The sequence below is a fragment of the Cupriavidus sp. CP313 genome (assembly GCF_054072015.1).
In genome coordinates this window covers 16,830-43,565 of record NZ_JBSVZB010000045.1, presented here as the reverse complement: position 1 = coordinate 43,565, position 26,736 = coordinate 16,830, and the positions used below count along the sequence as shown (strand labels likewise).

Below are 26,736 nucleotides of genomic sequence, written 5' to 3'. Positions count from 1 at the left end.
TCGCGCTTGGCGGAGCCCCCGTTCGGCCCTCATGGCGAGTCAATTCCCCAGAACTTCGTGATGTAGAAGCTAGAGCATATCCCGGCGTCTCGTATGAAGGACGCAACCTTGCCGCACTGGTTTTCCGCATTGCCTGGAGCGATCGGCGTGCCGTGCCCCATGCCGTTGACCAGCACCGATTCGACGAGGACCTTGCCAGTGCTGTCCTTGTATAGCTTGTGCTCATGGCCATGGATCGTATCCTGGCCATCCGGTGTCTGATCGATGCCCAGCACGTTGGTCCACTGATCCACCAGCTCTCTCTGGTCTACCGGGTTGACGGTGGTGTCGCTCGTGCCCTGCCAGATCGAAATGCTTGGAAGCCGTCCGTTGTGATTTGATGCATTGCGCACCAGATTGCCCCAGGCGGCGGGCGTCAAGTCCTTCATTGGCGCAACTTGGCCCGTTAGACTGACCCCGCATTGATCCAGCGCTTCAGACACATTATTCGCGCATTTGTATGGAATACCGGCGATGATCGCGCCGCCGGCGAACACTTCCGGATAGGTCGCCAACATGACTGCGGTCATGCCGCCGCCTGCAGAGAGGCCAGTGACATAGACCTTCTCCGGGTCGATGACGGCACTGGCCACGAACTTGCCAATCATGTTCCGTATCGATCGCGCTTCGCCTTTGTCGCGCTCGTTGTCGCCGGCCTCGAACCAGTTGAAGCATTGTCTCGAATTGTTGGCTTGCTGTTGTTGTGGCAGCAGCAGCGCGAAACGGTGCTTGTCAGCGAACTTGATCCAGCCCGTCTCGTCATCGTAATCTGCCGCCTGTTGCGAGCACCCGTGGAGAGCGACTACCAGCGGGCGAGATGCACCGAGATTTGGTGGCAAGTACGTGCACATCTTCAGATTGCCGGGGTTAGAACCAAACTCGGTCACTTCGGTCAACGGCTGACTGCAAGCTTTCGGACAAAGGAACGGGAACCAGCTGCAAAAAAACTGAGCGTGAGCCCTTATCGGCAGCGCCAACAACAGCACAAACAGGAGCGTGCCGAGCCGGCTGCTACCATTTTTTTTGCGGGGAGACACTTGAGACACAGCCAGAGTTGCATCCATCGTGAACTCCGCTCGAAGGCTTGACTGCCCTGGTTCTGGTCACGCAATGACAAGACTCGCCTTGCAGCCAATGGACAACTGGCGCAGGCGTTGGGCACGTTCCTGCCTAGCCTCCGTGCAACCAGAACTCTAATGTAGACGTGCAAATAGGGGGCGCAAGTAGAAGAACGTAATTTGAGAGTTGCAATATTCTTAATTTGTAACATTTATGATGCAGAGCAGACCAGCAGCTCTCTTTTAAGCGCACCACGGGCCTGGATGTAGAGGCTCCGATAGATTGTCTCGTGCGACACCTGATAGTCCTTGTTGACCGCATACACGTGCTTAAGCCAACCCGCAACACCTACGGCGTTCTCGAGCCATGCGTAGATCGCGCCAACACACACTGAAGACCGACGACCGTACGAACATCCGAGATGCCGTATCGATCCGTGAACGCCCTGCCACAGCAGCGGATCGCGCGATACCCGGGCACTGGGAAGGCGATTTGCTGTTCGGCAGCGCCAACAGCCAGATTGCAACACTCGTCGAACGCCGGACCCGGTTCGTGATGCTGGTAAAGATTGCCAGCAAGGACTCCGAGGCTGTAGTCAACGCCCTGATAAGGCACGCCGGCAAGCTGCCGCAGGAACTGTACAAATCGCTGACTTGGGATCGTGGCACGGAGATGGCTGGTCACAAGCGCTTCACTGTCGCGACCGACATCAAGGTCTACTTCTGCGATCCTCAGAATCCTTGGCAACGCGGCACGAACGAAAACACGAATGGGCTCTTGAGACAGTACCTCCCGAAAGGAACCGATTTCTCGGTCTATTCGCAAGCCAAGCTCAACGCCATCGCCAGGCGGCTCAACGAACGCCCGCGCAAGACACTAAACTTCGATACACCGGCTGAACGATTCCATCAAGCTGTTGCATCGACCGGTTGAATCCGCAGTCGGCAAGAGCCGGTGGCCGTTGAGGCGCAGTCCAGCGAATTCGCGCTTCGCGTCACGGCAGTCTCGCCATTTCCGGTTCTAATGCGGGCGAGGGCTAGCCGAGTTTGCTGCTAAGTCGTTGATTCTCCAGAAAACGCAGTCTCATGAATTCCGGTTCCTCACACTGTGCGCCAACGCACAGAAGTGTTCTCTGGCGAGATTGAAGATCGACGTTGGCCGGTCGACGAAGGCAGGCATTCATTGCCCCCTCCCGCGAAGCTCTCTGGGAGCATGCATTATGAATGAACGGCGAGTTATCATCGGGGCTATCGGGGGAGACAAGCAGAAAGGAGCAGCGCAAGAGTTCGGCCGTGCTGTCGCTCAGGCGGGGTGCATTCTGCTTACGGGAGGTGGTGACCAGGACGACGATGAGGTTGAGAACGCGACGGTCCATGGCGCACTGGCGGCACAACGAGACAAGTCGGCAGTGGCACGTGCAGTAGGGATCCTGCCGGCTGAAGGCGTTGCGTGGGATTGGCGCTCTCCGACTCATTTGCTCTTGTACACAGGGGCTCCTCACAACGTGCGCAACGTAGTCAACGGCGTAACACCTGATGTCTTGGTCGCCTTCGGCGGGAGCCGTGGAACGTTGGCCGAATTGGGTTTCGCCGCCGCCGCTGGCAAGCAGCTGTTCTTCTACGGCGGCCAGAAAGGCGGCGCAGTGGCTCGTCTAAGCCGAAATCTGGCGAAGTACTTTGGCGCCGGCAGTAACGCCGAGCACACTGATCTCTATCTTTGTCAGCCAATCGCTGCCTTTCCCGGAGCATGGTCGAAATCCTGGACGGCTGCGGAAGTTCTTGCACTGATCACGGGCGCTCTCCAGACAGCCAGTGACTGGCGCGGCAGCGTTCAGGATTTGGTGCAGTGCTGTGTGCAGCAAGTCAGCGTCAAGGGACCGCTGCTGGAAACGGGATTTCCTGGCTTGCCGGGACACCCCGAGGCCAGCCAACACTTTGAGGCCGCCATTCGCCAGATATCCGGAGCGCCGTGAGGGTAAGACGCAAAAATGAGTAAAACCGCCATTCGCGAGCCTCTTGACAAGGCATCGACGTATATTGCCGTCGTCGTGGCTATGATCTGGTTCGCTCTGAAGGATGGTAGTCTCCGTATACCGACCGGGCCGCAGGAGTTGTTTGCGATGGCAAGCGAAATTGTCGGTTTTGCTGCATCGGCCGTTTTTGCTTTTCGGTTCCTTTTCGAGAAAAGACTCTGGCGATGGCGAGTCTTCCGGGGACGGCTAGTGCGCTTTCCAGACCTCAGCGGCACCTGGTATGCGAGTTCGGAATCGCTGACTTACCGAGACCCACCTTTCCGGTCGATAGTCACTATCAAACATGACTTCGACCGACTTTATTATGGAGAGTTTCGCCTACGCGAGGGGGAAATTGTCAGCGTATCAGAGGTCGAAACGTGGAGCCTTGAGCGCATAGAGCAAGCAGATACTGTGCGTCTTTTCGTCGTCTACACGAATAAACCTGGCTTCGATAAGTACAAGGCGGAGCATGGCGCTATGCACCAAGGTTGCGTTGAACTTGACCTGCTGCACGAACAAGAGCACAAGAAAGAATGGATTCTAAAGGGGAAATACTGGACAACTAAGGAATGGGCCCCGCTCGCGAACGTTGAGTCAGCGCAGCAGCACTATGCGCGGTCGTCGGCACCGCAAATCGGTGGGACGCAAGGAAAGATCCAGATGCGATGGCGTCAGCCTGAATTGGCTTCAATGACGGATGAAGACGCGCTGATCTATCTGCGCGAGGATCCCACGCTGGCTGGCTCCGGACCTGCCAGCTCGTAGTCCGGGCACCGCGTAAGAGCGCCGGATCGTCGGGCTGGACCTTGGCTGCAACCCGCGACTGTCATAATGGCCGGCAAGCCGAACCTAATCGCCAGCCAGTTAATCGCCGTTTCCCCTCCGATTGCTGCCTTTCACAGCACTGATAGCTGAATGTTGCAAACGGGGGTCGCTTTGAGACCGTCACCCTACCCCGTGGATACGCGCAGAACCAAAAAAAGTTCATCGCCGATCTGCGGTTGACTGAGGGTCGCAGAACAACCCAAAGCGAGCGGCCTGGGCCTCGCTCTTGGCGGCCGTGGTGTGTTGCACCGGATTCGATTCCACTTCGCAGACAGGGACTCAGGTTTCGAGATCACGTTATAGTTCGAATTCGGGTCTCGTCATGTCAGCGAAGATTCTCCGTATTGAAGCGTGCTCGATCGCGTCGGTCTGCAGTTGCAAAGCGGCGCATAGAGCGCGTCAGTGTCTCGTGATGCGAGACGCAGTATTCAGGCTAATATCCGGCCGCGATTCAACATTGAGGATGGAGTACGAGAATGAGCGGGGACGTCCTCCAAGAGCAGAGTCCCGGTCGATGGCGTGCACTGGTGCTGCTCGCCGTCACGCTTGTCCTGTCCATGACGCCGTGGTTCTCGGCCGCCGCAGTGATTCCTCAACTGCGCGCGGAATGGGCGCTCTCCGTAAGTGCGGCCGCGTGGCTCACCATCGCGGTTCAACTCGGCTTTGTGTGCGGCGCACTGGTCTCGAGCCTACTCAACATCTCCGATGTCGTGCCGCCGAGGCATGTGATCATTGGGGGAGCGGTCGGGGCTGCCACAGCGAACGGACTGCTGGAGGTCGCAAGCGGAGCAGGCGTCGGAATCGCATTGCGCTTCGCAACAGGCTTTTTCCTCGCCGGCGTCTACCCGCCGGCCCTCAAGCTGATGTGCACGTGGTTCCGCAAGGGGCGCGGTATCGCGCTAGGGATTCTCGTTGGAGCAATAGTCGTCGGCCAAGCGATGCCCCATCTCATCAACGGACTCGGTGGACTGAACTGGCGGCTGGTCATCTACGTAACCAGCGTGCTGACCCTCGCGGGAGGCGTAATCACAGTGTTCGCGGTGAAGGAAGGCCCTTTTCCCTTCCCCAGGGCGAGGTTCGATCCCACGCAAACGTGGCGGGTATTCGCGAATCGCGGGGTTAGGCTCGCTTCGTTTGGATACTTCGGCCACATGTGGGAACTGTTCGCAATGTATGCGTGGTTCTTGGCGTTCTTCTCCGAAGCGCTGGTAGCCAAGGGAATCAGGGTTGGCCCGGCCGCGGCCTACGCGACATTCGCAGTTATCGCCGCTGGGGGGGTGGGCTGTTGGGTCGGTGGCATCCTCGGAGATCGGTGGGGCAGGACTAGGACGACCGCCCTCATGATGGCTATTTCTGGGACTTGCTGCGTGCTCATTGGGTTGTTGTTCGACTCGTCCCCCTGGCTGCTTTTCCTTGTTGGCCTAGTGTGGGGGTTCACCGTGGTCGCGGACTCGCCGCAGTTTTCTGCAATGGTGACAGAGCTTGCGGACCAATCTTATGTAGGAACAGCCCTGACACTGCAACTTGCCATCGGCTTCATTCTCACGGTCGCAACGATCTGGCTCATCCCGTTACTAGCGGGCGCCCTCGGGTGGCGATGGGCATTTGTGTTTTTGGCTCCTGGGCCTGCTTTGGGCGTGCTGGCAATGCTGCGATTGAAATCCCTGCCTGAATCAGCCCGACTCGCTGGAGGAATCGGCTAATGACCAGCAAATCGAGGCTTTTACTTCTGAGGACCCGAGCGCTCCAAGATACAAAATCCATATCCAGCTCGCCTTCATAAGTTTCGGGGCCAACCTTCAATGCTTCCTCACGCGCGCTTGCGTCACCTCGCTAGCGACACTCAAATCGGACTCGTGGGCTTCCACCAGAAGCCCCTCTGCCATGGAACGAAATGCTCCAGTATCCACGGCCGTCTCAGCCGGAAGGTCGGCTGGGAGGCAATGCAAAATGTGGACTTCCCACAATCGCAATACCCCTCGTTGGTGGAGAAGTGGGCACCATCAAGAATTCGCTATTGTACTTAGCCATTAGATCTAAGAGCCTCGACCAAAAGAGCCGCCTGACAGGCTCTGGTCGCAAATCCGTTGGGGAGCGTGCATGCTGAACGACCAATCTGATTGGGGATCTCTACGAGGCCGCCATTCGACAAGACGACTTCCTGGAAGTCCTGCAAAGTACTTCAGAGGCAGTCGGCGCGACCTGGTTCCAGATCCGGTGAATAACTGCCCGCGATTTTCGGTATATTCACCCGGGATCGACTGGGACCCGATCATCACGCGCTATGAGCAATACTATGGCGCGCTGGATCCAAGGCGGAGCTTGGTGGCGCGTGCACCCGCAGGGACGCTCGTCTGCTGCCAGGACCACATCAGCGAGCGTGACGTCGCACAAAGCGAGTTCTACCAGGACTACCAGATCCCGACAGCCGGGCTGCGCTATCTCATGGGAACCCGCCTTACCCGACCAGGCAGCAGCGAAACCCTCCTAGGTTTGCTGCGCGCCGCCGGTCGACGTCCCTACTCCGACGAAGAGAGGGAGACTGCCGCCAGCCTGATCCCACACCTGCACCGAGCGATCAATCTTTGGCAGGACGCCAAGGCGCTTCACCGGGACGCTGCGCTGGGGACCGAACTGATGGAGCAACTAGACCTTGCGATCTTCGCTCTGGACAAGGAGGGACGAGTCGTCTTTTCCAATCAGGCTGGGGAGGCGCTGCTGAGCGCCGGTACTGCGCTCAGGCTCAGGCACGGGGCGCTAGAGGTGGGCAGCCTCCCCAAGTGGCTGCACAGGTTCCCGACATTGGAAGCGGCCATAGCTGCAGGATGGGTCTTGGCGAGGCGTGAGAACGCCGAACTTCACATACAGCGCCACGATGGCAGCGTGCGCCTGTGCGCCGCCTCTGGCGACAAACAAGAACTCCTCGCATGACCTGTGCCCGCCCGAAAAGCCTGCCCTAAAGCTGACCTCAGGCAGATCCAGGGGCGCGACTTCTTTGGCAACGATCCGCGCGACAGCCTTGGTTGATGTACCGCTCATCGCCTGCTGCCGTTTGGAGAACCTTGCCGGAGACGTGCGCCTTCGCTCCGTGACCATCACAGAGACATAGCCATCAGCATGGAGCTCATCATGCAACCGGGATTAGCGGTCACGTGAAACATAAAGGATGACCTCGAAGACCTGGACGAAACGGATCAGGCCATCGAGCGCCTAGGAAAACGCCTTGACGCGCAGGAACAGCGGATTGCGCACTTGAAGAGGGATGGCATCGACAGCGAGACTGCCGAGCAAGTTCGATCGAATATACGCGACAGCCTCAAGGAACTAATCATGCACCGCGCGCTTATCATGCATGCCATTGCCCGCCGACAGAGAGTCAACGCCGTGCGCGCGTTGAGGGTATTAACGAACGACCCCGGAATCACCGGGTCATAGCCTGACCCCCTCCCGGCCGTCCCGAGCCCGCCATGTGCGGGTTTTTTATCGGACGACGTCCGATTTTGGCGCACTTCCACTTCAAGCCCTCGCCCACCCTGCAGCCGCCCATTCCCGTAGCGGCAAACAGTCAACACCGCCTCCTTGTCACCCGCGACCATGGTATAGCGGCTCCCCCTTGCATGGCGTCACTCAGCGAGAGCTTCCAGCACTTCTCGCCCAGTTCGAAGGCTATGTACAGCCGGCCGGTGATGGTCGCAGCAAAGGCCGAAAAGGCCAACGCAAAGGCAAAGGCGCTACGCGCGCGGGATGCGGCTTCGGCCCAGCCCGCAGAGCCTGTCGATTCGGTGGTGCACACCATCGCCAAACTGCAGAACACTTTCCCTAAGGCCCTTCCAAGAACCCTGCGCCCACGGTGCCGCTCAAGATTGGCATCTTCGAGGATCCGGTACATGTGAGAACTGATACGCCGCCCCCGCTACATCGGCAGCGCGGAGTGCGGAGAAGGGCTGGCGAGGGAACGCTTCGCGTTATCGCGAAGCCGTACCCGCTTCTTGGTCACGACCGTTCGACCGGGGCCAACGTTTTTCTCCGGGTGTTGGCCGCACCCCGTCTGTTTCCTCTGATCCTGCGCTTTGCCGTGCACTCCGCGTGCCGTTGTCCTATGGCACGGCCAGTGCGTAGTGAAGGACGAACGCGCCACCCGCCGTTCGTCCTTCCACCACGACTTCAAGGAGATGCACATGTCTACGCTGACCATCAACAACCTGCCACGCCTGCGCGAACTCGACCAGGCCGCCAGGGCCGCCCTGGCTGGCGGCAAGAGCTACATGGATTACGAGCCGCTGACCATCCGCAATCCGGACCCTGGCCTCCCGCCGGGACTGGCGCGGCTGCTACGCGAACTTCCTGGCGTTCCAGGCTACCAGCCACCAATCTTCTACCCCCTCTATTCGCCTGAGGCCTCCAAGGTGGTTCCACTCTGACCAGCAAGAGCTTCTGTCGCGAAGCTCTTGCTCTCTCAAGAAAGGCAGCCATGAAGACCAGGCTCGTCTATGCCTTCGGCGTAATCGCCGCCGCGCTCGCCGCAGCGTTCCTGATCAGTGAGACCAACACGTTTGAGGACAGTGCTGGAATGGGACCGCTCGGCGCATTCCAGCACAGCGCCTGCCGGTACTCGTGCTACCCGGCGGCGCTGGCACGCTTGCACGCATGAACTATCCCGGGCCCGGCAGACCATAAGCGCGGGCGTAGAATCTCACCTGATGACGCCATCGAGAGACGTCACGTCGTCGACATTCATTTGAGGAGATTCCGTTGAAGCTGTCGAGCAACCTCTTTGCTGCGCTGCTGCTGGCCATTGCCAGCACCGCCCACGCCGCCTACCCGGACCGCCCTATCAAGCTGATCGTGCCGTTCCCGCCCGGACAGGCCACAGACATCTTCGCGCGCGCGCTGGCCGAGAAGCTCGGCAAGCAACTCGGTCAGTCAATAGTGGTAGAAAACCGCGCCGGTGCCGGCGGCAACATCGGCATGGAAGTGGCCGCGAAAGCCCCGGCCGATGGCTACACGCTGGTCATGGGCGGCAGCGCCATGGCCATCAACCAGACGCTTTACAAGAAGATCAACTACGATCCGCGCCAGGACTTCGCGCCGATCTCGGGTGTGTTCTCGGTGCCGCTGGTGTTCCTGGCCACGCCCCAATCGGGCTTCACATCATTGCGTGACCTGATCGCCAAAGCCAAGGCCGCACCGGGCAAGTACAGCTACGCCAGCGCCGGCATCGGCGGCACGCAGCACCTGTCTGCGGAAATGCTCAAGGCACAGACCGGCGTGTTTATCGTGCATATTCCCTACAAAGGCAGCGGCCCCGCGCAGGCGGACTTCCTGGGCAACCAGATTCCGCTGATGGTCGATTCGGTAACCGCCGCCATGCCGCTGATCCAGACCAACAAGGCCGTGCCGCTGGCCGTAACAACGTCAAAGCGTGTGCCGCAGTTGCAGTCGGTGCCAACTGTGCGTGAAGAAGGCGTACCGGGCTTCGAAGCGCTTGGGTGGGCGGTGATGATGGCGCCCGCGGGCACGCCGCCGGCTATCGTCAGGCAGCTCAATGCGGAGACGGTGAAGGCGCTGCAATCGCCCGATCTGCACAAGTTCATGACCGATCGCGGATCGGAGCCGATTCCGATGACGCCGGTTGAGACGGGAAAGTTCGTCGATAGCGAGATTCGGAAATGGGCGACGGTAGTGAAGCGGTCGGGCGCGACGGCGGATTGAAGGCCCGGTGGGTCTGTGCGTCGCCGGTTGGCAGCCATTCCGGGTAGCCTTTCGATAAACGGATGTGACTCGGAAGGATCACATCCGTGACGGCCTTTCTTCAGATCGCAGTGTCCGGGGCCAATGCAGCCCATGCGAGTGCGCTGCACCAGGCGCTGACTCCACAGCCCTGGCCCTAGGGTAAGCCCCAAAATCCCCGCCCTTGCAAGTTCTCCCCGAGGGTTCTCGATGACTTCGCCGAAGGCCTTGCTGGGCACGTTGCTGCCGCTGAAAATCTCGAACCCCGCCGCCGCCCACGCCGCCGTGCTGCCGGTGAGCACCGACACGTTGCGCCAGCCCAGGCGCAGCAGCTTGGCGACCGCTTGATGCGCCAGGCGATCGCCGTCGTCGCCGCCATCGGTCAGGATGATGCGCGTGTCGCGGCGCGGCACCAGCTTGTCGAGCAACAGCTCCAGCCGCCAAAGCGGCGCAGAAGCCGCAAGTAGCAGATGCCCGCGCACAAAGACGCCGGTCTCGCGCACGTCCAGCGGCGCGATCTCGTCGCCGTCGGCCAGCGCCGCCTTCAGCGCTACCGCATCGACGGCGGCATGGGCGATATGGCCTGGGCGGCCCGAAATGCCGGTAGCTGCCACAGTGGCGCTTTCAAATACCACGCGCCGGCTCAGGCGGTCCAGCGCCAGTCCATAGAAATGCAGGTGCAGGCCGGGCTCATTGCCGATCAACTCGATGGTATGGACGTCCCATGCGAGCGTGTCCCCACAACCGGTGGCCCTGAGGGCCTGCAGTGCGGGAACGCGCCTGGGGCCGCGCGCATCGAAATGCCCTCTATACCCCCACCGGATTGCTGGCGGGGGCGTCACTGTGCCACGATGCGCAACCCGCGAGTCTGTGCCCAGGGCGCGACATAGCTGATCGTACGTACAAAGCGTATGCAGGGGCCGCTTCCTCGGGACGACTCCTCGCATCCCGGGCAGTCGTAGGATGCGCGAACTCTTGATCGATCAGCATTCTTTGGATCGGCCAGATCTCGCACGATTCACCCTATTTGCCACTACCCTCCAGCGCCTTCATCACGTCTTCGGTAATGTCGATGCGCGGATTCACGTAGACCGCTTCCTGTATGACCAGGTCGTACCTGCGCTGCTCGGCCAACTGGCGGATCACGCGGTTGGTGCGCTCCAGCACCTGGGACAGCTCCTCGTTGCGGCGCCGCTGCAGGTCCTCGCGGAATTTTCCCTGCTTACGCTGGAACTCGCGGTCCAGGTCGGCCACCTCTCGCTGGCGGCGCTGACGGTCGGGATCGGCCAGCATGGGTGCGTCCTTGTCGAGCTGGTCGGCCAGGGCCCTGATCTTTTGGGCCATGTCCTGCAGTTCACGGTCGCGCTTGGAAAACTCCTGTGCGAGCTTGCTCTGGGCCTGCTTGGCGGGCTGCGAGTCGCGCAGAATACGCTCGGAATTGACCGCGGCGATGCGCGCTCGCTGCGCCTGCGCCGGTGCTGCCGCGCACAGCGCGGCGGCCATAGCGGCAGCGGTCAGGGATCTGAGCAGTGGAGTTGACGTTTTCATCAATTGGAATCTCTATCGGAACGCCGTGGCAATCTGGAACCGGAAGTGCTGTATGTTGCCGCTGCCGATGTGTGTACAGCCACGGTCTTCTCCCATGTAAATTTCGTTCTCCCAAAGAAAAATGCTTGAATCGCTGACATCCTCGCCAGGCTGACACGGCGAGGCTGGCCAAACGAGCCGCAACCACTATGGTGCCGTGCTGGTTGCTCTTCGTGACTGACGCTTCCCCTTGCCTCCAAGAGGCCTCGGGTAATCGTCCGAATCGCTCAACTTCCCGAGCTGCTTCGACCGGTCCCGGCATTGCAACGGATGGCGAAATAGCCTGATGTGTTCTCAACCCGGGGCGAGAGCGTCCAATTCGTGGCGGTTTGGCGCTGGTCGTATGCGGGCCCGCTTGCAGCGACTTGGCGACACTCCGCGGATTTCGCTACTCACGGGACGTGCAAATCGCTGATTGAGAAGGACTTCTAGTAGCAATCCGCCAGATTGTTCGAATGATCGGCCCGACACACCCACTGCCGTCGGCGCACCAACGGTCGCCGCCCCTAGGGCGAACTTCCCACGAGTGTCTTATCATCGACACAAAGAATCGATGCCCCAGCGCTAATGGACACAAGCACGCTCCCACTGGGCATCGGCAGGTTATCCGCGTTTGCGGGTCTCTCGTGTACCAGCCGATCTGCCCGCTGCAGGCGGTCGCTTGCACCGCCGCCGCCTGCACCGCGTCGCCAAGCGCGGCGTCCGGGCAGAGCGCCCGGCGGGGAGCTTTGGGCTTTCGCCGTTCTGCTCGCTTTTCCATTTTAAGAAGGCCGTTCCACTGCGGCAACCACGGGTGCTACTCGTGGCGCCACCCGCGGGACAGTGCGCTACCCTCCTGCGCAGCACGGTCGTCACGATGCTGCCCGAGCACGACGTCTACCTCACCGACTGACACAATGCGCGTGCCGCTCTTGCATGGCCCCTTCGGGCTCGACGACTTTGTTGCCCTGCTGATTGAATGTCTTGAGCGGCTCGGTCCGGGCACGCACGTGGTGGCGGCCTGGCAACCGACCGTGGCAACCTTGGCGGCGGTGGCGCTGATGGCCGAAGACGGACACCCGGCACAGCCGCGCAGCATGACGCTGATAGCCGGACCGAACGATACAAGGATCGCCCCCACCCTGGTCGACGAAATGGCCGTGACCACGCCGCTTACCTGGTTCGAACAGCATCTGATCGACCGGGTCCCGCTGCGTTTCGGCGGGGCCGGCCCGCCCGGGCTTCCTGCAGGTGTGCGGCCATGAATCCGGCGCGGCACATGGGTGCACTCCTCGACGGCTACCAGTATCGCGTGCGGGGCGAGACCGCAAAGGCGGAGGCGAGTGCCTTCTATGTGGACCATTTAGCGACGATGGACGTGCCGGCCGAGTTCTATCTCGACACCGTCAGCCGGGTGCCCCAGCACGCCCCCGCCGCGTGGGCAGTTGACAGTCTCGGGCCGCCGCGTGGACCCGCGCGCCATCCGGCGCACCGCGCTGCTGACCGTTGAGGGTGAGCTGGACGACATTTGCGCGGTTGGGCAGACAGCAGCGGCCCACGACCTGTGCAGCTGCCTGCCGGCCCCTATCGGAAGCATCATTACGTGCAGACGGGCGTCGGGCATTATGGGGTCTTCGCCGGCCGGCGCTGGGCGACGCAAATCTACCCGATTGTCATCCACGCCAGCGAGCCGCGCCACCATGGCGCCGAGGCGTGACCGCGACGTTTGGCGGCAGCGTCGTGGCCGGCAAGGCGGTGCTTCAGTCAGCTTGGTTTCCTGTCCGACCTGAGCTTTTTATGCGGGGGCATGGGCGTGCTGGTGGCACTCGGGCGGTGGGTTTGCTTCAATGAAGGCAGATCGCCATCGCGGAGACGTCCCATGCGCACCTTCCTGACGCCGCTTGCCCAGTCCCGCCACCGGCCGGCCCATACAGTGCCGCCGATCGAGGAGCCGCCGCCCCCGGGCATTCCGCCGGACTTGCCGCCGATCGAGCATCCACCGCCACCGGCGGAGCCGCCAGTGGCGGTACCGCCGCCATCCTACGAGGAGCGCAGCGCGCGCCGGTATTGAATCGCTTCGCCCACGTTGGCGGCCTGCAGGATCGCGGCGCGGTCGAGATCCGCAATGATGCGGGCGATCTTTAGCACTCAAAAGCCTGAGGACGCGGGGCAACCACCTGCCATGAGAGGTATCCTTACGTTTCACGCAAGCTACCGATGAGAGCCTGTTGCAGGAGCCGGTAGCGGACGAGGCCTCGGTCGCCCGCTTCAGGCGCCATCGTGTGCCACGGGCGATCGATGCAGTCACCCTCCCTTCCCTACTGGCGTCCTCGGTGTATTGAGTTGCAAAATCGGTTCAAGCACGAGCGTCGCTGCTGTCATGCACACCCGATCCCGCGAGGTCGCGCTGCTAAGTGCCTTCAACCCGGCCGCAGGCATGGGCGCGCCCTGCCGGGCGCACCCAAAGAAAAGGCAGAAGCGAACGCTTCTGCCTTCCCTCGCTGACACACTCCACCGGCCCGGGATGACAGCCCTTGCCGGCGGCAATGCCAATGCTTAGACGTGTTCGCCCAGGACGGACGCGGTCACGTCGACCGCCACGTCAGTATGCTGCGCAACGCTGACCTGGTCGCCCACCAGCTTCAGCGGGCCGTTGGGCAGGCGCACCTGGGCCTTCTTGACTGTGAGCCTTGGGTGCCCTGGGCTTCGGCGATGCCTGCGTTGGTGACCGAATCGAACAGGCAGCCGCCCACTGGACTTCCGGTCAGGCCGTTCAGCTTCTCGCCTTCGGCCTGCACGGGCGGCCAGCTTCTGGGCGGCAGCCTTTTCCAGTTCGACGCGCTTGACTTCGAAATCGCTGATGGCGGTTTGCGTAGCGCGGCGGGCCTTCTTGTTCGGGATCAGAAGTTACGGGCGTAGCCGTCCTTCACGCCGAACGATGTCACCCAAGCCCCAAGCAGCCCAAGCTGATAATTTTTTCCTTGCATCGTATTTTCCTTAACGGCCTGGGCAATCAGTGCTTGTGCAGGTCCGTGTAGGGCAGCAGCGCGAGGAAGCGCGCGCGCTTGATGGCCGTATCGAGCTGACGCTGATAGTGCGCCTTGGTGCCAGTCAGGCGAGCGGGCGTGATCTTGCCATTGTCGCCGATGAAATCCTTCAGGGTGTCCAGATCCTTGTAGTCGATCTGTTCCACGCCACCCACGGTGAAGCGGCAATAGCGCTTGCGCTTGAACAGTGAGCTTTCCCTTTTGAAAGGCTTCTTCTTTTTGTCGCTACGTTTGATGAATGCCATGATTCGATCCCTTACCGATGCCTTACATATCAGCGATATGGAAGACAAGAGCCTTGCCGTTGCGGCGCCTGCGAGCCCGCGGCGGTCAGGCCAAGTGCGAAGCGTGAGCGCAGTGCGGGGAAGCCCAGGCCAACTTACAGTAATACGACTCCCATTGTGCCCGATCGTGGCCGCCATGAAAGCCTGCGCCACAACACTGCTTGATGCTCAGGCCGCTACCGGGGTTTCCCTAATGCGTCTTTTGCTCTGACGCAGGTCTCCACGGTTCAACTCTTCCGTGTGCAGTACTATCGGGACTCTGACTCCTGCCAGCGTTCACCTCGCCGGCAGGTCTCCCCGCTTGCTTCGTGCCACCGTCCCATCGTGGATTGGCGCCGGCAGAGTGTTCCTCGCTTGATGTCAGATGGCTGCCAGTTTGGCTACCTATGCCTACGCGCGCTCCCGACTGGATTGGTCTTGCTTCAGGAGGCAGTGCCGCTGCTCCTCTGTTTCACGGCTGAAACAGGACTGCGCGCTGCAGCAAACCGGCCGTTTTGATGCGCAATTTTATTTCAACGAAATCAAGCGCCTACCATGACTGGCACCGTTTTCGCTTGAATCAGCTAGTTCGTTCGCATATGCCTGGGGGCTAATCATGAACACTAATAAGCAAACTCTCCTCACTGCGCTCGTGCTCCCAGTCCTCTACATCGTCTCGGCATGCGCGCCCCTGACGTCGGCGCACAGAGCTGAACTCCTCGGAAGCCCAGCCCCTGTCGCGACGGCAAGTCGAGCGATTGCCCTGACGCCAGGGGTGAAATATGTGAAGGTGGATTCCGGTGAAACTGTTGCATTCAAGGCGGGAAGCCGGACGGTGGCATGGACGTTCCTGGAGTCAATCGACGGCGCGTCGTCGAAGTTGAGTGTCATTCTTCCGGACGTGCCTGAAGCGAGTGGAATCATCCTCTATATTGAACGGAGCAAGCTTTTTACCGCTGGCTAATCGAGCGGAAACGGCTGGCGTCCATCTCCCGGTGGCCCGGCCTGTTTTCACCCCCGCGTAACTCCTGGGTTCGGGGGCTTCGCGCTATCGCAAGCACCTTGCTGCGAGATTCGCTGCCTGGCACGAATTCACCGAAGTGGCCCAAAATCCGTCAACTGCTTTTTGAGCGGTGGACCTGCGTGCCACTGCCTTGTCTCGCTATCGGCAAGTTGACAGCGCCCCCCGTAGTGGCCGGAGGTGTGATCAGGCTTTTGGTTTGGCTGCTGCGGCGGTGGCGTTCTCGCCTTAATACAAGACCGACGGCAGGAATGAACCTTCCGGCTGCTGGTATAGCCCGATGCTCATCAAGGTCATCGGCTGCACAATGCGCAGCCCGCGTTCCAGGCACCAGCGCAGCAACTCCCCATTGCGCGTGGGCAGAAGGAATCCGGGGCCGGCAAAGGCGGGGGCGGCGCCGATCAGCGCTTTCATGCCCGTGTTGTTTTCAGCGACGGCGTGCCCGAAGAATCCGATGGCGGTCGCGTAGGCCACAATGCGTCCGTCGTGTGCAGCCACACTCGCCGTTCCCTGGCCGATTGCATCGCGCAGTTCGCCCGCGCGCTCATGTCCGTGAACCTGCAGGCATAGGCGGTTGCAGGCGTCGAGGTCTGATGGTACAGCCGCCCGCACTGGGTAGCCAGGGACTTTTGCATTCACTGCGCTGCCCTGCAATACTGAAAGCGGTTCCCGCGCTTCGAAGCCAAGACGGGCGTAAAGCGACAACGAGCGATTGTGATAGGCCGCCTGGACGAGTCGAATGCCGGCGGCATTCCGGCTGCGGCCGCGCTGCAGTACGTGCTCCATCAGGGCGTGTCCAACTTTCCTGTCTTGAACCGAGGGGTCGATGGTGATGGGGCCAATGCCGACGATTGGCCCACCTTCCCACAGAAAATTGCTGCCTATGACGTCGCCGTCGATTTCGGCTACGACGGAGAAGACATCCTCGCGCGAGAACAAGTCAGCCATCAGGCCAACCGCTACATCGGGCGAAGGAAAATCCGGCGGGAAGGCATGTGCCTGGGCAATCGCCGCGAAGGCGCTGAAACAGATGGCGCCGCATCGCGCGGCGTCTTCCGGCTTTCCTGATCTGAGTTGCAGCGTCATCAAGGTTCTCTTTTTTTCAAGGGCCCAGGCAACCGAAAACCATATTCCACAAAATCAATGCGTTACGCATGGACTTCACAGCTTAGAAACCGAACTGGCAATTTCAATTCGCCATAAGGCGAATTGACAAACCGGGGCGTCTTCGCTGTAAACCTCCGATAGCATGGCCCGGTGTCGAACTAAGCACGTGTGGATAGCGATCATGAACTCGGAAATTGCGAAAGTGTCGCCCGGCGCCGGGCGACCACGAGGTTGTGGCGCCGTTCGCGCAGAGTGGCGATCACGTCCGCCGGCAAGTGCGACTCGACGTTGACCATCGGCCCATGCTCGATCCGCAAGCGCGGGGCATCGCTCATGGCCTGCGGGAATCGCTGATCAGTAGCCGCTGAGCGGAGCGTCAGCGCTTGTTTGACATCGACTTTCACAATTCGGGAGAGTGGGAGTGGTTTGAGCCCGATTTGGGGCCGAATGGCACCCATTTCGCGCCATTTCTGGCGCAATCTTCGCACTCAGGACGGACTGCTCCCCTGCAGCGCCAACAACGGATTTTTGGCGAGCCCCAGATTTGCCAGACCGAACAGGCTGAACAACTGCGCCGTGTTCTTGGCCAGCCGCCCACAGAACCGTGCGTAAACCTCTCGATTTACACGGCTCGTCCCAGCCGTTCTCCTGCCACCTTGCGGCGGCAGATCGACGCGGAAGATCAGGGCTCATCCCGGTTTCCCGGTTGGCGGCGACCTTCTTTGTGTTCTTTGGAGACCGCGCCAAAATGGGGGCTGACTAAGCGGCAAGGCGGTGGTCTTCTTCTCCGGCGATGGAGGGATACCATCGTTCAACGTGCGGTCGGAGCTGGTCATTGAGCACGGCCGTCCGGTGGCCTGGCAGGCCGGCGTCGGGCTGAACCTGGCCGCCGGGCTGGCACAGATCGCGTTCGCCGCGGCGTCGCGCCGGCGGCCGCCGGCGCTGGCGGCGACCTAGATTCCTGAGATGCGGGGTGGTGCCATGCCTTGGCACATCGGCTTCGGCTCGCTAGGCTTTTAAGGGTGACCTTCCAGCGGCGCGCACCGGTGCGCACGGCGGCTGGTCCCCGAGGCCAATCTGCGAGACTGGATCGATGGTACACGCGCGAAACGTCATCCGCAGCATCATCCTGCTCCTGGCTGGATTCATCCTGGCAGCCTGTGGCGGCAGCGTGGACGTTGTCATCACCAGCGGCGGGTCGTCACGCGGCGCGCTCTCGGTGGTGATCTCGGGATTGCCCGCCGGCACGAGCGGCGATGTGACCGTGACCGGCCCCGGCGGCTTCCGCCAGCGCCTGGGCGCATCCGCCACGCTGACCAATCTGGCAAGCGGGGCTTACACGGTGACGGCTGCAGCAGTGCTGACCGGCAGCACGACGCTGACTCCGCAGCCCACCACCCAGCAGGTGGCCGTAGGCAGCACAACCGCGACAGCCACGGTGACCTATACGGCCGCCCAGTCCTTCAGCCTCGCGCTGCGGGAGGTGGCTTCCGGGCTGGCTGCGCCAGTCTTCCTGACCGCGCCGGCCAATGACACGCGGCTGTTCGTGGCCGAGCGCGCCGGGCGCATACGCATCGTGCAGAACGGTGTGCTGCTGGCGACGCCATTCCTGGATATCTCGAACCTGACGACGATGGACGGCGAGCGCGGCTTGCTCTCGCTGGCGTTCGATCCGGCATATGCCGCCAACGGCCGCTTCTACGTCTACTACACCGACACCGCAGGCGATATCACGATCGCCCGCTACCAGGTGTCCGCGGCAAATCCCAACGTGGCGGACACGGCCGGGACCATCGTGCTGAGCATCGCGCATCCGACCTTCAGCAACCACAACGGCGGGCTGCTGGCCTTCGGCCCCGACGGGATGCTCTACCTTGGCACCGGGGACGGCGGCGGCGCAGGCGATCCGTCCGGACACGCGCAGGACACCGGCTCCCTGCTGGGCAAGCTGCTGCGGATCGATGTCAGCCGCGCCGGCAGCCAGCCGTATGCCATCCCGCCCGACAATCCCTTCGCCGCCCAGGCCGGCCGGCGCGGCGAGATCTGGGCCATGGGCCTGCGCAATCCCTGGCGCTTTGCCTTCGATCCCGCCGAAGGCAATCTCTATATTGCCGATGTGGGACAGAACCAGCGCGAGGAAATCGATGTGGCGCCATTGGCCAGCGCCGGCCTGAACTACGGCTGGAACCTGACCGAAGGCTCGTTGTGCTTGGCGTCCGTGCCGTGCAGCACACAGGGCTTTGTCCTGCCCCAGCTGGAATACGGGCACGACGCCGCTGGCGGATGCGCGGTGGTGGGCGGCTACGTCTACCGCGGCAGCGCCATGCCGGCACTGCGCGGACGCTACCTCTATTCGGACCTGTGCAGCGGCTGGCTGCGCAGCTTTGCCTACCGGGACGCGGCGGCCGAGCAGCTGGACTGGGGCGTTGCCATCCCGGACAGCGTGTTCTCGTTCGGCGCGGATGCGCAGGGCGAACTCTACGTGCTGGCCGATACCTTTGCGTCCGGCACGAGCGGCAGGGTGTACCGCATCGTCGAGCGCGGCGCGCCCTAGCGCCTGACGCAGTGGACTAATGTCAGGCGCTGCCCACCTGGATGTAGAAGGCTATTTTTGCCCATCCGCCGAAAACTGAAAATCTCCCGACAGCCATTAACAGGCAAGGCTTTGCGGGGTGCCATTGACCTTGAAAGTGGGCCGAACGAGCCCTTCCCGGCCATCGAGCCTGTATTGTTCGGGGGAACTCAGTCGGAGGACGCAGCCGGCGACAGTGAGAAGCTCAGAAGCTGTAATGTTGGTCGCACCAGTAGTGCCAGTCTGAGACAGCAAGTCGCGTACTCTGGCCGGCGCGAACCGGGACGAGTTGGGCAAGGGCACGACGATCTCGCGCTGGTTGTGCTGCACTTGAACAAAGATGGAGACGCGGCACAGCTGGTCATGAGCGGGCCCAGTGACGGAGACTCGTTCGCCGGAGCGAAGCGGGGAAGCGGCCATAGGATGCCGTACCCGCGCTTCGAATGGGAAGCTCAGGCTGTCCTCGAGATGGCAGTACCACGCCATCGCAAATTCCTCTTCGGTGTACGCGTCGACAACGATCTGCGCTGTTCACGTTTGTTGTCGATTCCAGGCATTGCCATGCGGGGTGTGGTGGTCAGACGTCGAGAATGCGTTGCAGCAAGGCCATTTTATGTTCCCGTCCTGGTACGAGACCGCGACTTCGTCGCAGGCACGACGGGTAGTGCAGCCGGGATCGGCTCAAAGAGCGCCTCGAAGTCTTCGGCGGAGAACTTGACGGCGCCGGCGGCATCCTCCGACAGGATCGCCTCGGCAAGCGCCGCCTTCTGCTCCTGCATCGCGACGATCTTCTCCTCGACGCTGCCGGCGGTGATCAGCTTGTAGACGAACACGGGCTTGTCCTGGCCGAGACGGTGAGCGCGGTCCGTGGCCTGATTTTCAACGGCAGGGTTCCACCAGGGATCGTAGTGAATGACGGTGTCGGCCGCGGTCAGGTTCAGACCGACACCGCCGGCCTTCAGGCTGGTAAGAAGCGTTCATGTCGGGGAGGCCGGGCTGAAGCTGGCAGCCCAGGTCGGCAAGGCGCTTGAGCAGGCGTTGGATGGTTTTGCTGGCATCCGGTCGACTGAAGTAATCGAAGCCGAGATCTGCATACTCATCGCCGTTGGAGAGCATGTGCCAGGTGGCCGTAAGCACTGAGGCGGCGACCGCGAGGATGGCCTTCTTTGGGCCGCGTCTTGCCTTGATGCGCAGGAACTGGGCATGCAGGTAGCTGCTCTTCACCCGCACGGCGGCCCATGCGGCGGTGACGAGCGCGGTTTTCAGCCATGTGCCGCTCTTGCGCACGCGGGTGCTGCGGCGTTTGCCTGCACTCTCGTCGTTACGCGGACATAGGCCCGCCCAGGAGATCAGGTGGGCGGCATCGGGGAAGCGCTTCATGTCGGCGCCAACCTCAGCCAGGATAACCTGCGCCGTCACGTCACTCACGCCGGGAATGGTGGTCAGCAGGTGGACGCATTGCCGGATCGGCGCCAGCGCTTTTCCCAAGGTCGCGTCCAGTTCAGCGAGCGTGTGCTGCAGTGCCTTGATGACGTCCAGGTGAAGCTTGAGCAGGGTCCGGTGGTGAGCAGTCATGCGGCCGCGCAGTGCCTCGCGCAGTTCGAGTGTCTTCTTGCGCGCGTTGCCTTGGGCCAGCGCGGCTAGCCGCTCGGGATTGTCTTCGCCGGCAACGATGGCATCGAGCATGGCGCGGCCACTGCAGCCGAGCACGTTTGACAGCACGCTGCCGAGCTTGAGATTGGCATCCTCAAGGACCTTCTGGATACGCAGGCTGTGCTGGGCGATCTCGCGCACGAGTTGTTTGCGCGTGCGCGTGAGGTCGCGCAATTCCTGTGTCGCAGCGGGCGGCACGAAGCTGGCGCGGATCAGGCCATGCGCCAGCAGGCCGGCGATCCACATCGCGTCATTGACGTCCTTCTTGCGTCCGGGGACGTTGCGGATGTGGCGGGCATTGGCAAGAACCAGCTCGAACTGGCCCTCGAGGATGTGCCAGACCGGTTTCCAGTAGATGCCCGTCGCCTCCATGCCGACGTGCGTGCAGCCGTGCAGAGCCAGCCAGTCAGCCAGCGCGAGCAGCCCGGCCGTCGTGGCAGCGAAGCTGCGCACTTCGCGATGCTGGGGGGCGGACACGCAGCGCACGCAGGCCACGATGGTGTCCTTGTGCACGTCCAGTCCGGCGCAGCGTGGATAGAGAACCTGCATGTTACCTCCTGCCAGATTAATGGCAGCGGCAGCAGCCCTCGTGATCGTATTCTGGTAAGCGTGCTTGTGGGCATGACTGCCCGTCATCACAATCCGGGGTGCGCGCAGGGCTGCGGGTCCAACTGTTAAGCGGGCTCGGGGCACCATTCCCTAGGCCGACCTCGGTCGCCGCTGCGTGCCCATGTTACCTCTGGCGTCGATGGGGTGCCCGCCACACACGCGCGCTTCATCCTTCGGGGTCGGGCCTCGACATCCTGGTGAACAACGCCGGCATCACGCGCGACATGGCGTTCAGGAAGATGGACAAGCCGAACTGGGATGCCGTGATGAGGACAAACCTTGACTCGGTCTTCAACGTGACCAAGCCGCGTTGCGATGGCATGGTCGAGCGCGGCTGGGGCCGGATCATCAACATCTCTTCGGTCAACGGTTCCAAGGGTGCTTTCGGCCAGACCAACTATGCCGCGGCCAAGGCGGGCATGCATGGATTCACCAACGCGCTGGCGCTCGAAGTCGCCAGAAAGGGCGTGACGGTCAACACGGTATCGCGGGGCTACCTGGCCACCAAGATGGCGACGGCCGTCCCGCAGGACATCATGGAAAACAAGAACCTGCCGCAGATCCCGATGGGGCGCCTTGGCAAGCCGGAAGAAGTGGCGGGGCTGACTGCCTTCCTTTGCTCGGAGGATGCGGCCTACGTGATGGGTGCGAATATCGCCATCAACGGCGGGCAGCATATGCACTGACCTACCGGCAGGGCAGTACGTCGGACATATGTCATCGCACTGCGCTGGGGGATCGCAGATCGTCGGACGCTGGAGTCGGTCGCGGGCGTCCGCGTCGGGCCAGACGATGCGGCCTCCTATGCCCGATGACGACCCGAGTCCAGTTTGAGAGGGTCCGGGAGAGCTTCGACTCGGCTCGGATCTCCAAAATTCACAACTGACGTTTGGAAGGTGCTGTAGCAGCTCAGTAGGCGGCGGCTATTGCGTCGCGACATTGCAGCACCAGGCGACAAAAAAAGGAGGGCGAGAATTCCGCCACGGGCAATGGCACGCAGCAGCCAGCGGATATTGAATCCCACCGCACAGAGCATTGGGCGCAGCGCGTCGCCGATTTGCCCTTTCAGCCAGCACCTGCGCATGCCATGGTTGTATGGCCGATGAGGCTCGACAGCCTGGCGACGTTTGAGCCAACGGCGTTGTTCTGCATCGAGCGATGACCGCCATACGGGTTGCCGGGGAAGCTGCGCGCGCCCCACGATCCGTCCCTGCCTGGCGGTGATCGCCAGGCAGACCTTGACGCCGAACTCATAGGGCTGACGCGCTTTGCCCTTGCCGATGCATTCAACCTCCGGCGCATGCAGCGCGTACAGCTTGTTCTTGTCTTTGGGCGGCTGGCGGTCGAGGCGCCAGGCGCGCTCGATCCACACCTGCAATCCCTGTCAGCATAGTGACCCTCGCGCGCCGTTTGGCGATCGCCCTGTGGCGCTATCTGAAAGATGGAGAGAGGGCTTGAGTGTTGCCCCGAGCGGAATCTCTCCCGGGCCATTCTACCGAAGGCTTACTGCAACACAGCCACGCAAGGGGCAAGGCCACCTCTCGCGAGGAAGCCGCTCGTCGGCAGCGGAACGGTTCACGCTCGCCGCCTGATCCCCGCGCATTGGCTGGATGGAAAGCGTTTCCCTTGCCGCCCCCAAGTACCGCTGCGCCGAAACCGCTAGAGCCGCCTACGCCGCGGTTGCCGCCGTCCGTGGGCGTCGTGACGAAAATTTGAGGTTTGTGCGACGCAAGCGTGAGCCCTGTTTCTCATACTGCAGCACAGAGACAGCTACCCCTCCTGTCCATCCAAATCTGATGTCGGGGTATGGATCATGAAGAGAGAACAGATCAGCCGCAGTGCCAATGCAACCATGCTGGCGCTGTGCATCGCCGACGCTGCCACGCAGGTACTTGCCGCGCTAGGCGACGGCGAGAAAAGTGATGGCATCGCCAAGGTCGGTAGCTCCGGCCCCAGTAAGACTTTATGGGCCGCCCTGGCCAAGGGCGCCCATGACGCTGAGCCGTGGATCCTGGTGCCGATGGGCACCTGCAAAAGGACTTTGAGCAAGCCTAGCATGTGCGCACGGTTGCACTTTCGCCCCGCCGCCTTGACAGAATGGCTCCAAGCCCAACTGGGGTGCGAACGGTTTGTACAAGGATGGCAAGTCGCCAGCGAGCAAGCGATGAAGGGTAGCGAGGCAGGCTGGCAGGCGCCGGTCGCGCAGTGCGAAGCGGCAGGCGAGCCGCCGCTTGGCGCACACTTGGTCACGCAGCGTCGCGGCTACAGCCACCACGGCATATATGTGGGCAACGGCCGCGTGCTGCACTATGCGGGCCTTTGCCGTGGGCTGCACACCGGGCCGGTGGAAGAGCTGAGCCTGGAACACTTCGGCGCCGGCCATGGCATCGAGGTAAGAACCGAGTCGCTGCCGCGTTTCACCAGCGACCAAGTGGTCAGGCGAGCACGCTCGCGCCTGGGCGAGAACCGCTATCGCCTGCTGAGCAACAACTGCGAACACTTCTGTACCTGGTGCCTGTATGGCGAAGCCCGCAGCGAGCAGGTCCGCCAATGCGCCATCCACCCCGTGCGCATACTCCGCGTGCTGAGCTCCCTGCTGTCAGTTTGGTGGAATAGCCGGCCAGCCCATGCGCTGCTTGCAGCCGGCTTCAATGATCGCTCTTTCCCTAGAGCATGACCTTTCCGAAGGCCTATTCGACTAAGCCGTTGATTTATAAAAAGGCAGGCGCTGGCGCAAGGGCACCAGGTTGCTCTCGACCAGGCTGTCATAGAGACGCCGGATACGGTCGGCGAACCGAATCTCGAAAGCTTGTCGCACCGAAGCATCGATCTGGCGTCGTCTGCGCACAGTCTCGACAGGCATCAGTAGCAGCACACTGGCCACGTGCGCGACGGCGTCGTCAAGCGCGCCTTACTGTACCCGATGCCCGTGGCCTTCAAAAAGAAACACCCCCGCAAGGGCATCCTCCGGGGGCGGGCGACTCGCAAATGGACGCATAGAGGGCGCGCCCATCTTGGAGTACTTCTTCAAGTCAGTCGGCAATTACTTTTGTGAGCTCTCTTCAATGTACCCATCGCGGTTGGTGATTCTTGCGCCATCCGTAAACACATCCCGTCTATCGGTGATTGATCTGCCACCATTGGTATAGGGGTCTCGCGACCCCATCACAGCGCCATCGGTATAGACATCCCGCATCCCGATGCCGGCATAAGCGACCCCGACACCGAGCGCGGCACTCGCCGCAACGAGCAATAAGACATTCTTTAGCATTTTCCACATCCTTTTCAGGCGGTTACATGGTTCTGTTCAATATGATTTGTGCACTGCAGCTTAAGCAGTTGAGTAGACGATTCGGGATGACATAGCGTTTCCTCTAGGAATAAAGAGGGGTTGAGCCGGGCCGGGGAGCATTCGGCGAGCGAACTTCGACATTTTCATGACGGCCCACGACGGGTTTAGACTCGGACAGACAGATTGTCTGTCCTTGGTACGTAGTGTGCGCAACAGAACTCACGCCTTTATCCGTTAAAGATCAAATTTTCGTCACGGCGCGCCATTGAGTACCTATTTGTCCCCCGCTATCCATGCAGAAGCGATGAAGCCAGCTGCGTCACGTTCTGATGGTTAAAGCCGACACCCCATAAGCAACTAGTCAAGACGCAACCGATTGGGCTGTCATGCGACGTAAGAGTGGGACGGTGGCAAGAACGGATTCGTGATTTCTCATGTGGGCTTCGCCGTGCTCGATCGCGTGCGGGCGGAAACGCTGCATCGGGCGGGGACGTCTGATCTGCTGGCGCCGCGCATCGCGCCATGACGCGTCAGGAGGCGACACATGGCGTGGCCGACAGGCGGCTTTCTCGTGCCGCCTGTCGCTGCGCTACCCGGCACCGGGCGCTGCCTGCGCGCGGGTCAGGTGTTCGAGAATGGCCTTGCGCTCTATCTCGGCTGCAGCGCGCGCGGTAAAGATGCGGTACACGTAGTCCATCAGGACTTCTTCCTCCTTCATCTTTCGAATGTTGAGGAAGGCCATGTGCCCGATGACCTTGCCCCGGCTGTCCTGGATCGGCAAGCCGTAATAGCATTCGAAGCCCTGCTCGCGCGGAAACAGCTTGCCAATCCCCTCCGGGTAGAACACCGGCAAGCCATGGTCGAACACCGCCTCGCAAGGCGTGCCGGCCAGGTCATACTCGACGTTGTCGCGGAACTCGTCCTTGAACCAGAAGGCCAGCGTGTGGACCCGCCGTGGCGGCCACGCGGTACATTCCGTGACGAAGGCGCATGGGACGTCCAGCGCCGCAGCGAAGTGGCGGACCAGTGCGCGAAAGAATTCGTCGCCACAGGTGCCGGAAGTCCCCTCGACGATGTGCTTGAGAATGTCCTCGATGCGCTTGATACGGGTCACATCGGTATCCAGGCCGACCAGCCGCAATGGCTTGCCGTTGGCATGGCGAATGGCGCTGCCCAGGGAATTGACCCACCGGTAGTGTCCGTCCCTGTGCAGCAACCGGCACTGCTGCTGATAGCGCGGGCTGGCACCTTCGACGTGCCGTGCCATCGCCTGCTCGACGGCGATCAGGTCGGCGGGATGTATCCTTTCTTTCCAGGCCTGCAGGCTGTCCGGCAGTTCGTCTTCTTCAAAGCCGAGCATGGCCTTCCAGCGTTGCGACAGGTGGAATTCGTTGGTCTGGAGATTCCATTCCCACAGGCCGTCATCGGCGCTGCGCATGGCCAGGGCATAGCGTTCTTCGCTGGATCGCAGCGCGATTTCCTGCTGTCGGCGCTGTTCCGCCGACAACTCCAGTGCGCTTTGCGAGGACTCGACGCGTGCACGCAAATCCGTGACGACCTGGCGAATCTGCTCGAATTCATCAGGGGGCTTGCCGCGGCCGGCGACATCGTTGCGTGATGCCTGGGATGTGGCGCAACTGCGCAGCAGCGCGCTAAGCGGACGTCCCCAGAAGGCGTGAATGGCAAGGGCGAGGACGCCGAGCAGCAGCGCCAGCCCAACCGCCGCCACCAGTGCGATGCTCGTGCGTGTGCCGGGCGCGCCCGCGCCAGGCACCCAGCCGAGCAGGAGGTAGGCAATCAGCACCAGGCCGATCAATGCCGGCGGCAGCAGCAGCTTTGCTCTCAGGCCCATCTCGATTCTCTTTCTGGTCCGCCCCGTCGGTACAGACGCGCATCACAACAAGTGCCCTTTACTTTACAGCTTGCGCAGCTGTGGAGG

At 61.7% G+C, this 26,736-nt stretch carries 22 protein-coding genes and 13 pseudogenes; 19 read left to right on the top strand and 16 right to left on the bottom strand.

Going from position 1 to position 26,736, the window contains the following annotated elements; genetic code table 11:
- Positions 1 to 29: 29 nt before the first annotated feature.
- Both ACW4E8_RS37005 and ACW4E8_RS37000 read right to left on the bottom strand, forming a co-directional pair.
- Positions 30 to 1,103 (bottom strand): extracellular catalytic domain type 1 short-chain-length polyhydroxyalkanoate depolymerase, encoded by a 1,074-nt coding sequence (locus tag ACW4E8_RS37005; protein ID WP_456809021.1) that lies wholly within the window; start codon positions 1,101 to 1,103, stop codon positions 30 to 32.
- Between the two features lie 227 nt (positions 1,104 to 1,330).
- Positions 1,331 to 1,444 (bottom strand): annotated as a pseudogene (locus ACW4E8_RS37000) (IS30 family transposase); the annotation flags it as partial.
- Here ACW4E8_RS37000 and ACW4E8_RS36995 point away from each other — a divergent pair.
- The 9 genes and pseudogenes from ACW4E8_RS36995 to ACW4E8_RS36955 form a co-directional block, all read left to right on the top strand.
- Positions 1,441 to 2,031, top strand: a pseudogene (locus tag ACW4E8_RS36995) (IS30 family transposase); the annotation flags it as partial. The pseudogenes ACW4E8_RS37000 and ACW4E8_RS36995 overlap by 4 nt on opposite strands.
- A 286-nt stretch (positions 2,032 to 2,317) precedes the next feature.
- On the top strand, positions 2,318 to 3,070 hold the full coding sequence (locus ACW4E8_RS36990) for an SLOG cluster 4 domain-containing protein (RefSeq protein ID WP_456809020.1): 753 nt from the start codon (positions 2,318 to 2,320) through the stop codon (positions 3,068 to 3,070).
- A 15-nt stretch (positions 3,071 to 3,085) separates the two neighbouring features.
- Positions 3,086 to 3,877 carry a hypothetical protein gene (locus ACW4E8_RS36985; RefSeq protein WP_456809019.1) on the top strand — a complete coding sequence of 264 codons (792 nt, stop codon included), beginning with the start codon at positions 3,086 to 3,088 and terminating at the stop codon, positions 3,875 to 3,877.
- A 536-nt stretch (positions 3,878 to 4,413) separates the two neighbouring features.
- Positions 4,414 to 5,640: an MFS transporter gene (locus ACW4E8_RS36980; RefSeq protein ID WP_456809018.1), complete on the top strand. Its 1,227-nt coding sequence runs from the start codon at positions 4,414 to 4,416 to the stop codon at positions 5,638 to 5,640.
- 397 nt (positions 5,641 to 6,037) lie between these two features.
- Positions 6,038 to 6,868: a DUF2188 domain-containing protein gene (locus tag ACW4E8_RS36975; RefSeq protein ID WP_456809017.1), complete on the top strand. Its 831-nt coding sequence runs from the start codon at positions 6,038 to 6,040 to the stop codon at positions 6,866 to 6,868.
- Between the two features lie 1,247 nt (positions 6,869 to 8,115).
- Positions 8,116 to 8,358, top strand: coding sequence for a hypothetical protein (locus ACW4E8_RS36970; RefSeq protein WP_456809016.1), 243 nt, complete (start codon positions 8,116 to 8,118; stop codon positions 8,356 to 8,358).
- Between the two features lie 50 nt (positions 8,359 to 8,408).
- Positions 8,409 to 8,588, top strand: coding sequence for a hypothetical protein (locus ACW4E8_RS36965; RefSeq protein WP_456809015.1), 180 nt, complete (start codon positions 8,409 to 8,411; stop codon positions 8,586 to 8,588).
- Between the two features lie 101 nt (positions 8,589 to 8,689).
- Entirely contained in the window at positions 8,690 to 9,649 is a 960-nt protein-coding gene (locus ACW4E8_RS36960) for a Bug family tripartite tricarboxylate transporter substrate binding protein (protein WP_456809014.1), read from the top strand.
- 228 nt (positions 9,650 to 9,877) lie between these two features.
- On the top strand, positions 9,878 to 10,015 hold the full coding sequence (locus ACW4E8_RS36955) for a hypothetical protein (RefSeq protein WP_456809034.1): 138 nt from the start codon (positions 9,878 to 9,880) through the stop codon (positions 10,013 to 10,015).
- Here ACW4E8_RS36955 and ACW4E8_RS36950 read toward each other — a convergent pair.
- Together ACW4E8_RS36950 and ACW4E8_RS36945 are read right to left on the bottom strand one after the other, a co-directional pair.
- A pseudogene (locus ACW4E8_RS36950) lies at positions 9,997 to 10,614 on the bottom strand (rhodanese-like domain-containing protein); the annotation flags it as partial. The gene ACW4E8_RS36955 and the pseudogene ACW4E8_RS36950 overlap by 19 nt on opposite strands.
- Positions 10,615 to 10,690: 76 nt before the next feature.
- Complete coding sequence (locus ACW4E8_RS36945) at positions 10,691 to 11,215, bottom strand: OmpH family outer membrane protein (protein WP_456809013.1); 525 nt, start codon at positions 11,213 to 11,215, stop codon at positions 10,691 to 10,693.
- Between the two features lie 935 nt (positions 11,216 to 12,150).
- Between ACW4E8_RS36945 and ACW4E8_RS36940 the strand changes: the two genes are divergently transcribed.
- The 4 genes and pseudogenes from ACW4E8_RS36940 to ACW4E8_RS36925 all read left to right on the top strand — a co-directional run bounded on the left by ACW4E8_RS36940 (position 12,151) and on the right by ACW4E8_RS36925 (position 12,950).
- Entirely contained in the window at positions 12,151 to 12,498 is a 348-nt protein-coding gene (locus tag ACW4E8_RS36940; RefSeq protein WP_456809012.1) for a hypothetical protein, read from the top strand.
- A pseudogene (locus ACW4E8_RS36935) lies at positions 12,495 to 12,599 on the top strand (hypothetical protein); the annotation flags it as partial. The gene ACW4E8_RS36940 and the pseudogene ACW4E8_RS36935, both read left to right, overlap by 4 nt.
- A 100-nt stretch (positions 12,600 to 12,699) precedes the next feature.
- Positions 12,700 to 12,756, top strand: a pseudogene (locus ACW4E8_RS36930) (hypothetical protein); the annotation flags it as partial.
- A gap of 41 nt (positions 12,757 to 12,797) precedes the next feature.
- A complete protein-coding gene (locus ACW4E8_RS36925) occupies positions 12,798 to 12,950 on the top strand; it encodes a hypothetical protein (RefSeq protein WP_456809011.1) in 153 nt (50 codons plus the stop codon).
- Between the two features lie 323 nt (positions 12,951 to 13,273).
- Here ACW4E8_RS36925 and ACW4E8_RS36920 read toward each other — a convergent pair.
- The 3 genes and pseudogenes from ACW4E8_RS36920 to rpsR form a co-directional block, all read right to left on the bottom strand.
- Positions 13,274 to 13,381 (bottom strand): annotated as a pseudogene (locus ACW4E8_RS36920) (magnesium chelatase subunit ChlI family protein); the annotation flags it as partial.
- A gap of 408 nt (positions 13,382 to 13,789) precedes the next feature.
- Positions 13,790 to 14,182, bottom strand: a pseudogene (rplI, locus tag ACW4E8_RS36915) (50S ribosomal protein L9).
- Positions 14,183 to 14,246: 64 nt separating this feature from the next.
- Positions 14,247 to 14,525 (bottom strand): 30S ribosomal protein S18, encoded by a 279-nt coding sequence (gene rpsR / locus ACW4E8_RS36910; RefSeq protein ID WP_456809010.1) that lies wholly within the window; start codon positions 14,523 to 14,525, stop codon positions 14,247 to 14,249.
- A gap of 634 nt (positions 14,526 to 15,159) precedes the next feature.
- Between rpsR and ACW4E8_RS36905 the strand changes: the two genes are divergently transcribed.
- Together ACW4E8_RS36905 and ACW4E8_RS36900 are read left to right on the top strand one after the other, a co-directional pair.
- Positions 15,160 to 15,507 (top strand): CzcE family metal-binding protein, encoded by a 348-nt coding sequence (locus ACW4E8_RS36905; protein WP_456809009.1) that lies wholly within the window; start codon positions 15,160 to 15,162, stop codon positions 15,505 to 15,507.
- 76 nt (positions 15,508 to 15,583) lie between these two features.
- Positions 15,584 to 15,673: pseudogene (locus ACW4E8_RS36900) on the top strand (IS6 family transposase); the annotation flags it as partial.
- A 119-nt stretch (positions 15,674 to 15,792) separates the two neighbouring features.
- On the opposite strand, the gene ACW4E8_RS36895 reads toward ACW4E8_RS36900, so the two are convergent.
- The 3 genes and pseudogenes from ACW4E8_RS36895 to ACW4E8_RS36885 form a co-directional block, all read right to left on the bottom strand.
- A complete protein-coding gene (locus tag ACW4E8_RS36895; RefSeq protein WP_456809008.1) occupies positions 15,793 to 16,650 on the bottom strand; it encodes a GNAT family N-acetyltransferase in 858 nt (285 codons plus the stop codon).
- A 200-nt stretch (positions 16,651 to 16,850) separates the two neighbouring features.
- A complete protein-coding gene (locus ACW4E8_RS36890) occupies positions 16,851 to 17,006 on the bottom strand; it encodes a hypothetical protein (protein WP_456809007.1) in 156 nt (51 codons plus the stop codon).
- Positions 17,007 to 17,159: 153 nt separating this feature from the next.
- A pseudogene (locus ACW4E8_RS36885) lies at positions 17,160 to 17,261 on the bottom strand (IS5/IS1182 family transposase); the annotation flags it as partial.
- A gap of 184 nt (positions 17,262 to 17,445) precedes the next feature.
- Here ACW4E8_RS36885 and ACW4E8_RS36880 point away from each other — a divergent pair.
- Both ACW4E8_RS36880 and ACW4E8_RS36875 read left to right on the top strand, forming a co-directional pair.
- Entirely contained in the window at positions 17,446 to 17,628 is a 183-nt protein-coding gene (locus tag ACW4E8_RS36880; protein WP_456809006.1) for a hypothetical protein, read from the top strand.
- Positions 17,629 to 17,764: 136 nt separating this feature from the next.
- A complete protein-coding gene (locus ACW4E8_RS36875; RefSeq protein WP_456809005.1) occupies positions 17,765 to 19,225 on the top strand; it encodes a PQQ-dependent sugar dehydrogenase in 1,461 nt (486 codons plus the stop codon).
- A 96-nt stretch (positions 19,226 to 19,321) separates the two neighbouring features.
- Here ACW4E8_RS36875 and ACW4E8_RS36870 read toward each other — a convergent pair whose 3' ends face one another.
- The 3 genes and pseudogenes from ACW4E8_RS36870 to ACW4E8_RS36860 all read right to left on the bottom strand — a co-directional run.
- Positions 19,322 to 19,729, bottom strand: coding sequence for a calcium-binding protein (locus ACW4E8_RS36870; protein ID WP_456809004.1), 408 nt, complete (start codon positions 19,727 to 19,729; stop codon positions 19,322 to 19,324).
- 125 nt (positions 19,730 to 19,854) lie between these two features.
- Positions 19,855 to 20,214 (bottom strand): annotated as a pseudogene (locus ACW4E8_RS36865) (helicase-related protein); the annotation flags it as partial.
- 37 nt (positions 20,215 to 20,251) lie between these two features.
- A pseudogene (locus tag ACW4E8_RS36860) lies at positions 20,252 to 21,445 on the bottom strand (IS110 family RNA-guided transposase); the annotation flags it as partial.
- Positions 21,446 to 21,690: 245 nt separating this feature from the next.
- Here ACW4E8_RS36860 and ACW4E8_RS36855 point away from each other — a divergent pair.
- Positions 21,691 to 22,191: pseudogene (locus ACW4E8_RS36855) on the top strand (SDR family oxidoreductase); the annotation flags it as partial.
- A gap of 116 nt (positions 22,192 to 22,307) precedes the next feature.
- Here the strand turns inward: ACW4E8_RS36855 and ACW4E8_RS36850 are convergent.
- Positions 22,308 to 22,877, bottom strand: a pseudogene (locus tag ACW4E8_RS36850) (hypothetical protein); the annotation flags it as partial.
- Between the two features lie 792 nt (positions 22,878 to 23,669).
- Here ACW4E8_RS36850 and ACW4E8_RS36845 point away from each other — a divergent pair.
- The gene (locus ACW4E8_RS36845; RefSeq protein WP_456809032.1) at positions 23,670 to 24,182 is read left to right on the top strand and encodes a lecithin retinol acyltransferase family protein; all 513 of its coding nucleotides are present in this window, start codon (positions 23,670 to 23,672) and stop codon (positions 24,180 to 24,182) included.
- Between the two features lie 366 nt (positions 24,183 to 24,548).
- On the opposite strand, the gene ACW4E8_RS36840 is transcribed toward ACW4E8_RS36845, so the two are convergent.
- Together ACW4E8_RS36840 and ACW4E8_RS36835 are read right to left on the bottom strand one after the other, a co-directional pair.
- Positions 24,549 to 24,776: a hypothetical protein gene (locus ACW4E8_RS36840; protein ID WP_456809003.1), complete on the bottom strand. Its 228-nt coding sequence runs from the start codon at positions 24,774 to 24,776 to the stop codon at positions 24,549 to 24,551.
- Between the two features lie 610 nt (positions 24,777 to 25,386).
- On the bottom strand, positions 25,387 to 26,613 hold the full coding sequence (locus ACW4E8_RS36835; RefSeq protein WP_456809002.1) for a PAS domain-containing protein: 1,227 nt from the start codon (positions 26,611 to 26,613) through the stop codon (positions 25,387 to 25,389).
- Positions 26,614 to 26,736 lie beyond the last annotated feature (123 nt).

What these genes read in the sequence shown, in the direction of transcription:
- ACW4E8_RS37005 (WP_456809021.1), bottom strand. Translation starts at nt 1,103, where the DNA reads ATGGATGCAACTCTGGCTGTGTCTCAAGTGTCTCCCCGCAAAAAAAAT.
- ACW4E8_RS36990 (WP_456809020.1), top strand. Translation starts at nt 2,318, where the DNA reads ATGAATGAACGGCGAGTTATCATCGGGGCTATCGGGGGAGACAAGCAG.
- ACW4E8_RS36985 (WP_456809019.1), top strand. Translation starts at nt 3,086, where the DNA reads ATGAGTAAAACCGCCATTCGCGAGCCTCTTGACAAGGCATCGACGTAT.
- ACW4E8_RS36980 (WP_456809018.1), top strand. Translation starts at nt 4,414, where the DNA reads ATGAGCGGGGACGTCCTCCAAGAGCAGAGTCCCGGTCGATGGCGTGCA.
- ACW4E8_RS36975 (WP_456809017.1), top strand. Translation starts at nt 6,038, where the DNA reads ATGCTGAACGACCAATCTGATTGGGGATCTCTACGAGGCCGCCATTCG.
- ACW4E8_RS36970 (WP_456809016.1), top strand. Translation starts at nt 8,116, where the DNA reads ATGTCTACGCTGACCATCAACAACCTGCCACGCCTGCGCGAACTCGAC.
- ACW4E8_RS36965 (WP_456809015.1), top strand. Translation starts at nt 8,409, where the DNA reads ATGAAGACCAGGCTCGTCTATGCCTTCGGCGTAATCGCCGCCGCGCTC.
- ACW4E8_RS36955 (WP_456809034.1), top strand. Translation starts at nt 9,878, where the DNA reads ATGACTTCGCCGAAGGCCTTGCTGGGCACGTTGCTGCCGCTGAAAATC.
- ACW4E8_RS36945 (WP_456809013.1), bottom strand. Translation starts at nt 11,215, where the DNA reads ATGAAAACGTCAACTCCACTGCTCAGATCCCTGACCGCTGCCGCTATG.
- ACW4E8_RS36940 (WP_456809012.1), top strand. Translation starts at nt 12,151, where the DNA reads ATGCGCGTGCCGCTCTTGCATGGCCCCTTCGGGCTCGACGACTTTGTT.
- rpsR (WP_456809010.1), bottom strand. Translation starts at nt 14,525, where the DNA reads ATGGCATTCATCAAACGTAGCGACAAAAAGAAGAAGCCTTTCAAAAGG.
- ACW4E8_RS36905 (WP_456809009.1), top strand. Translation starts at nt 15,160, where the DNA reads ATGAACACTAATAAGCAAACTCTCCTCACTGCGCTCGTGCTCCCAGTC.
- ACW4E8_RS36895 (WP_456809008.1), bottom strand. Translation starts at nt 16,650, where the DNA reads ATGACGCTGCAACTCAGATCAGGAAAGCCGGAAGACGCCGCGCGATGC.
- ACW4E8_RS36890 (WP_456809007.1), bottom strand. Translation starts at nt 17,006, where the DNA reads ATGAGCGATGCCCCGCGCTTGCGGATCGAGCATGGGCCGATGGTCAAC.
- ACW4E8_RS36875 (WP_456809005.1), top strand. Translation starts at nt 17,765, where the DNA reads ATGGTACACGCGCGAAACGTCATCCGCAGCATCATCCTGCTCCTGGCT.
- ACW4E8_RS36870 (WP_456809004.1), bottom strand. Translation starts at nt 19,729, where the DNA reads ATGGCGTGGTACTGCCATCTCGAGGACAGCCTGAGCTTCCCATTCGAA.
- ACW4E8_RS36845 (WP_456809032.1), top strand. Translation starts at nt 23,670, where the DNA reads ATGAAGGGTAGCGAGGCAGGCTGGCAGGCGCCGGTCGCGCAGTGCGAA.
- ACW4E8_RS36840 (WP_456809003.1), bottom strand. Translation starts at nt 24,776, where the DNA reads ATGCTAAAGAATGTCTTATTGCTCGTTGCGGCGAGTGCCGCGCTCGGT.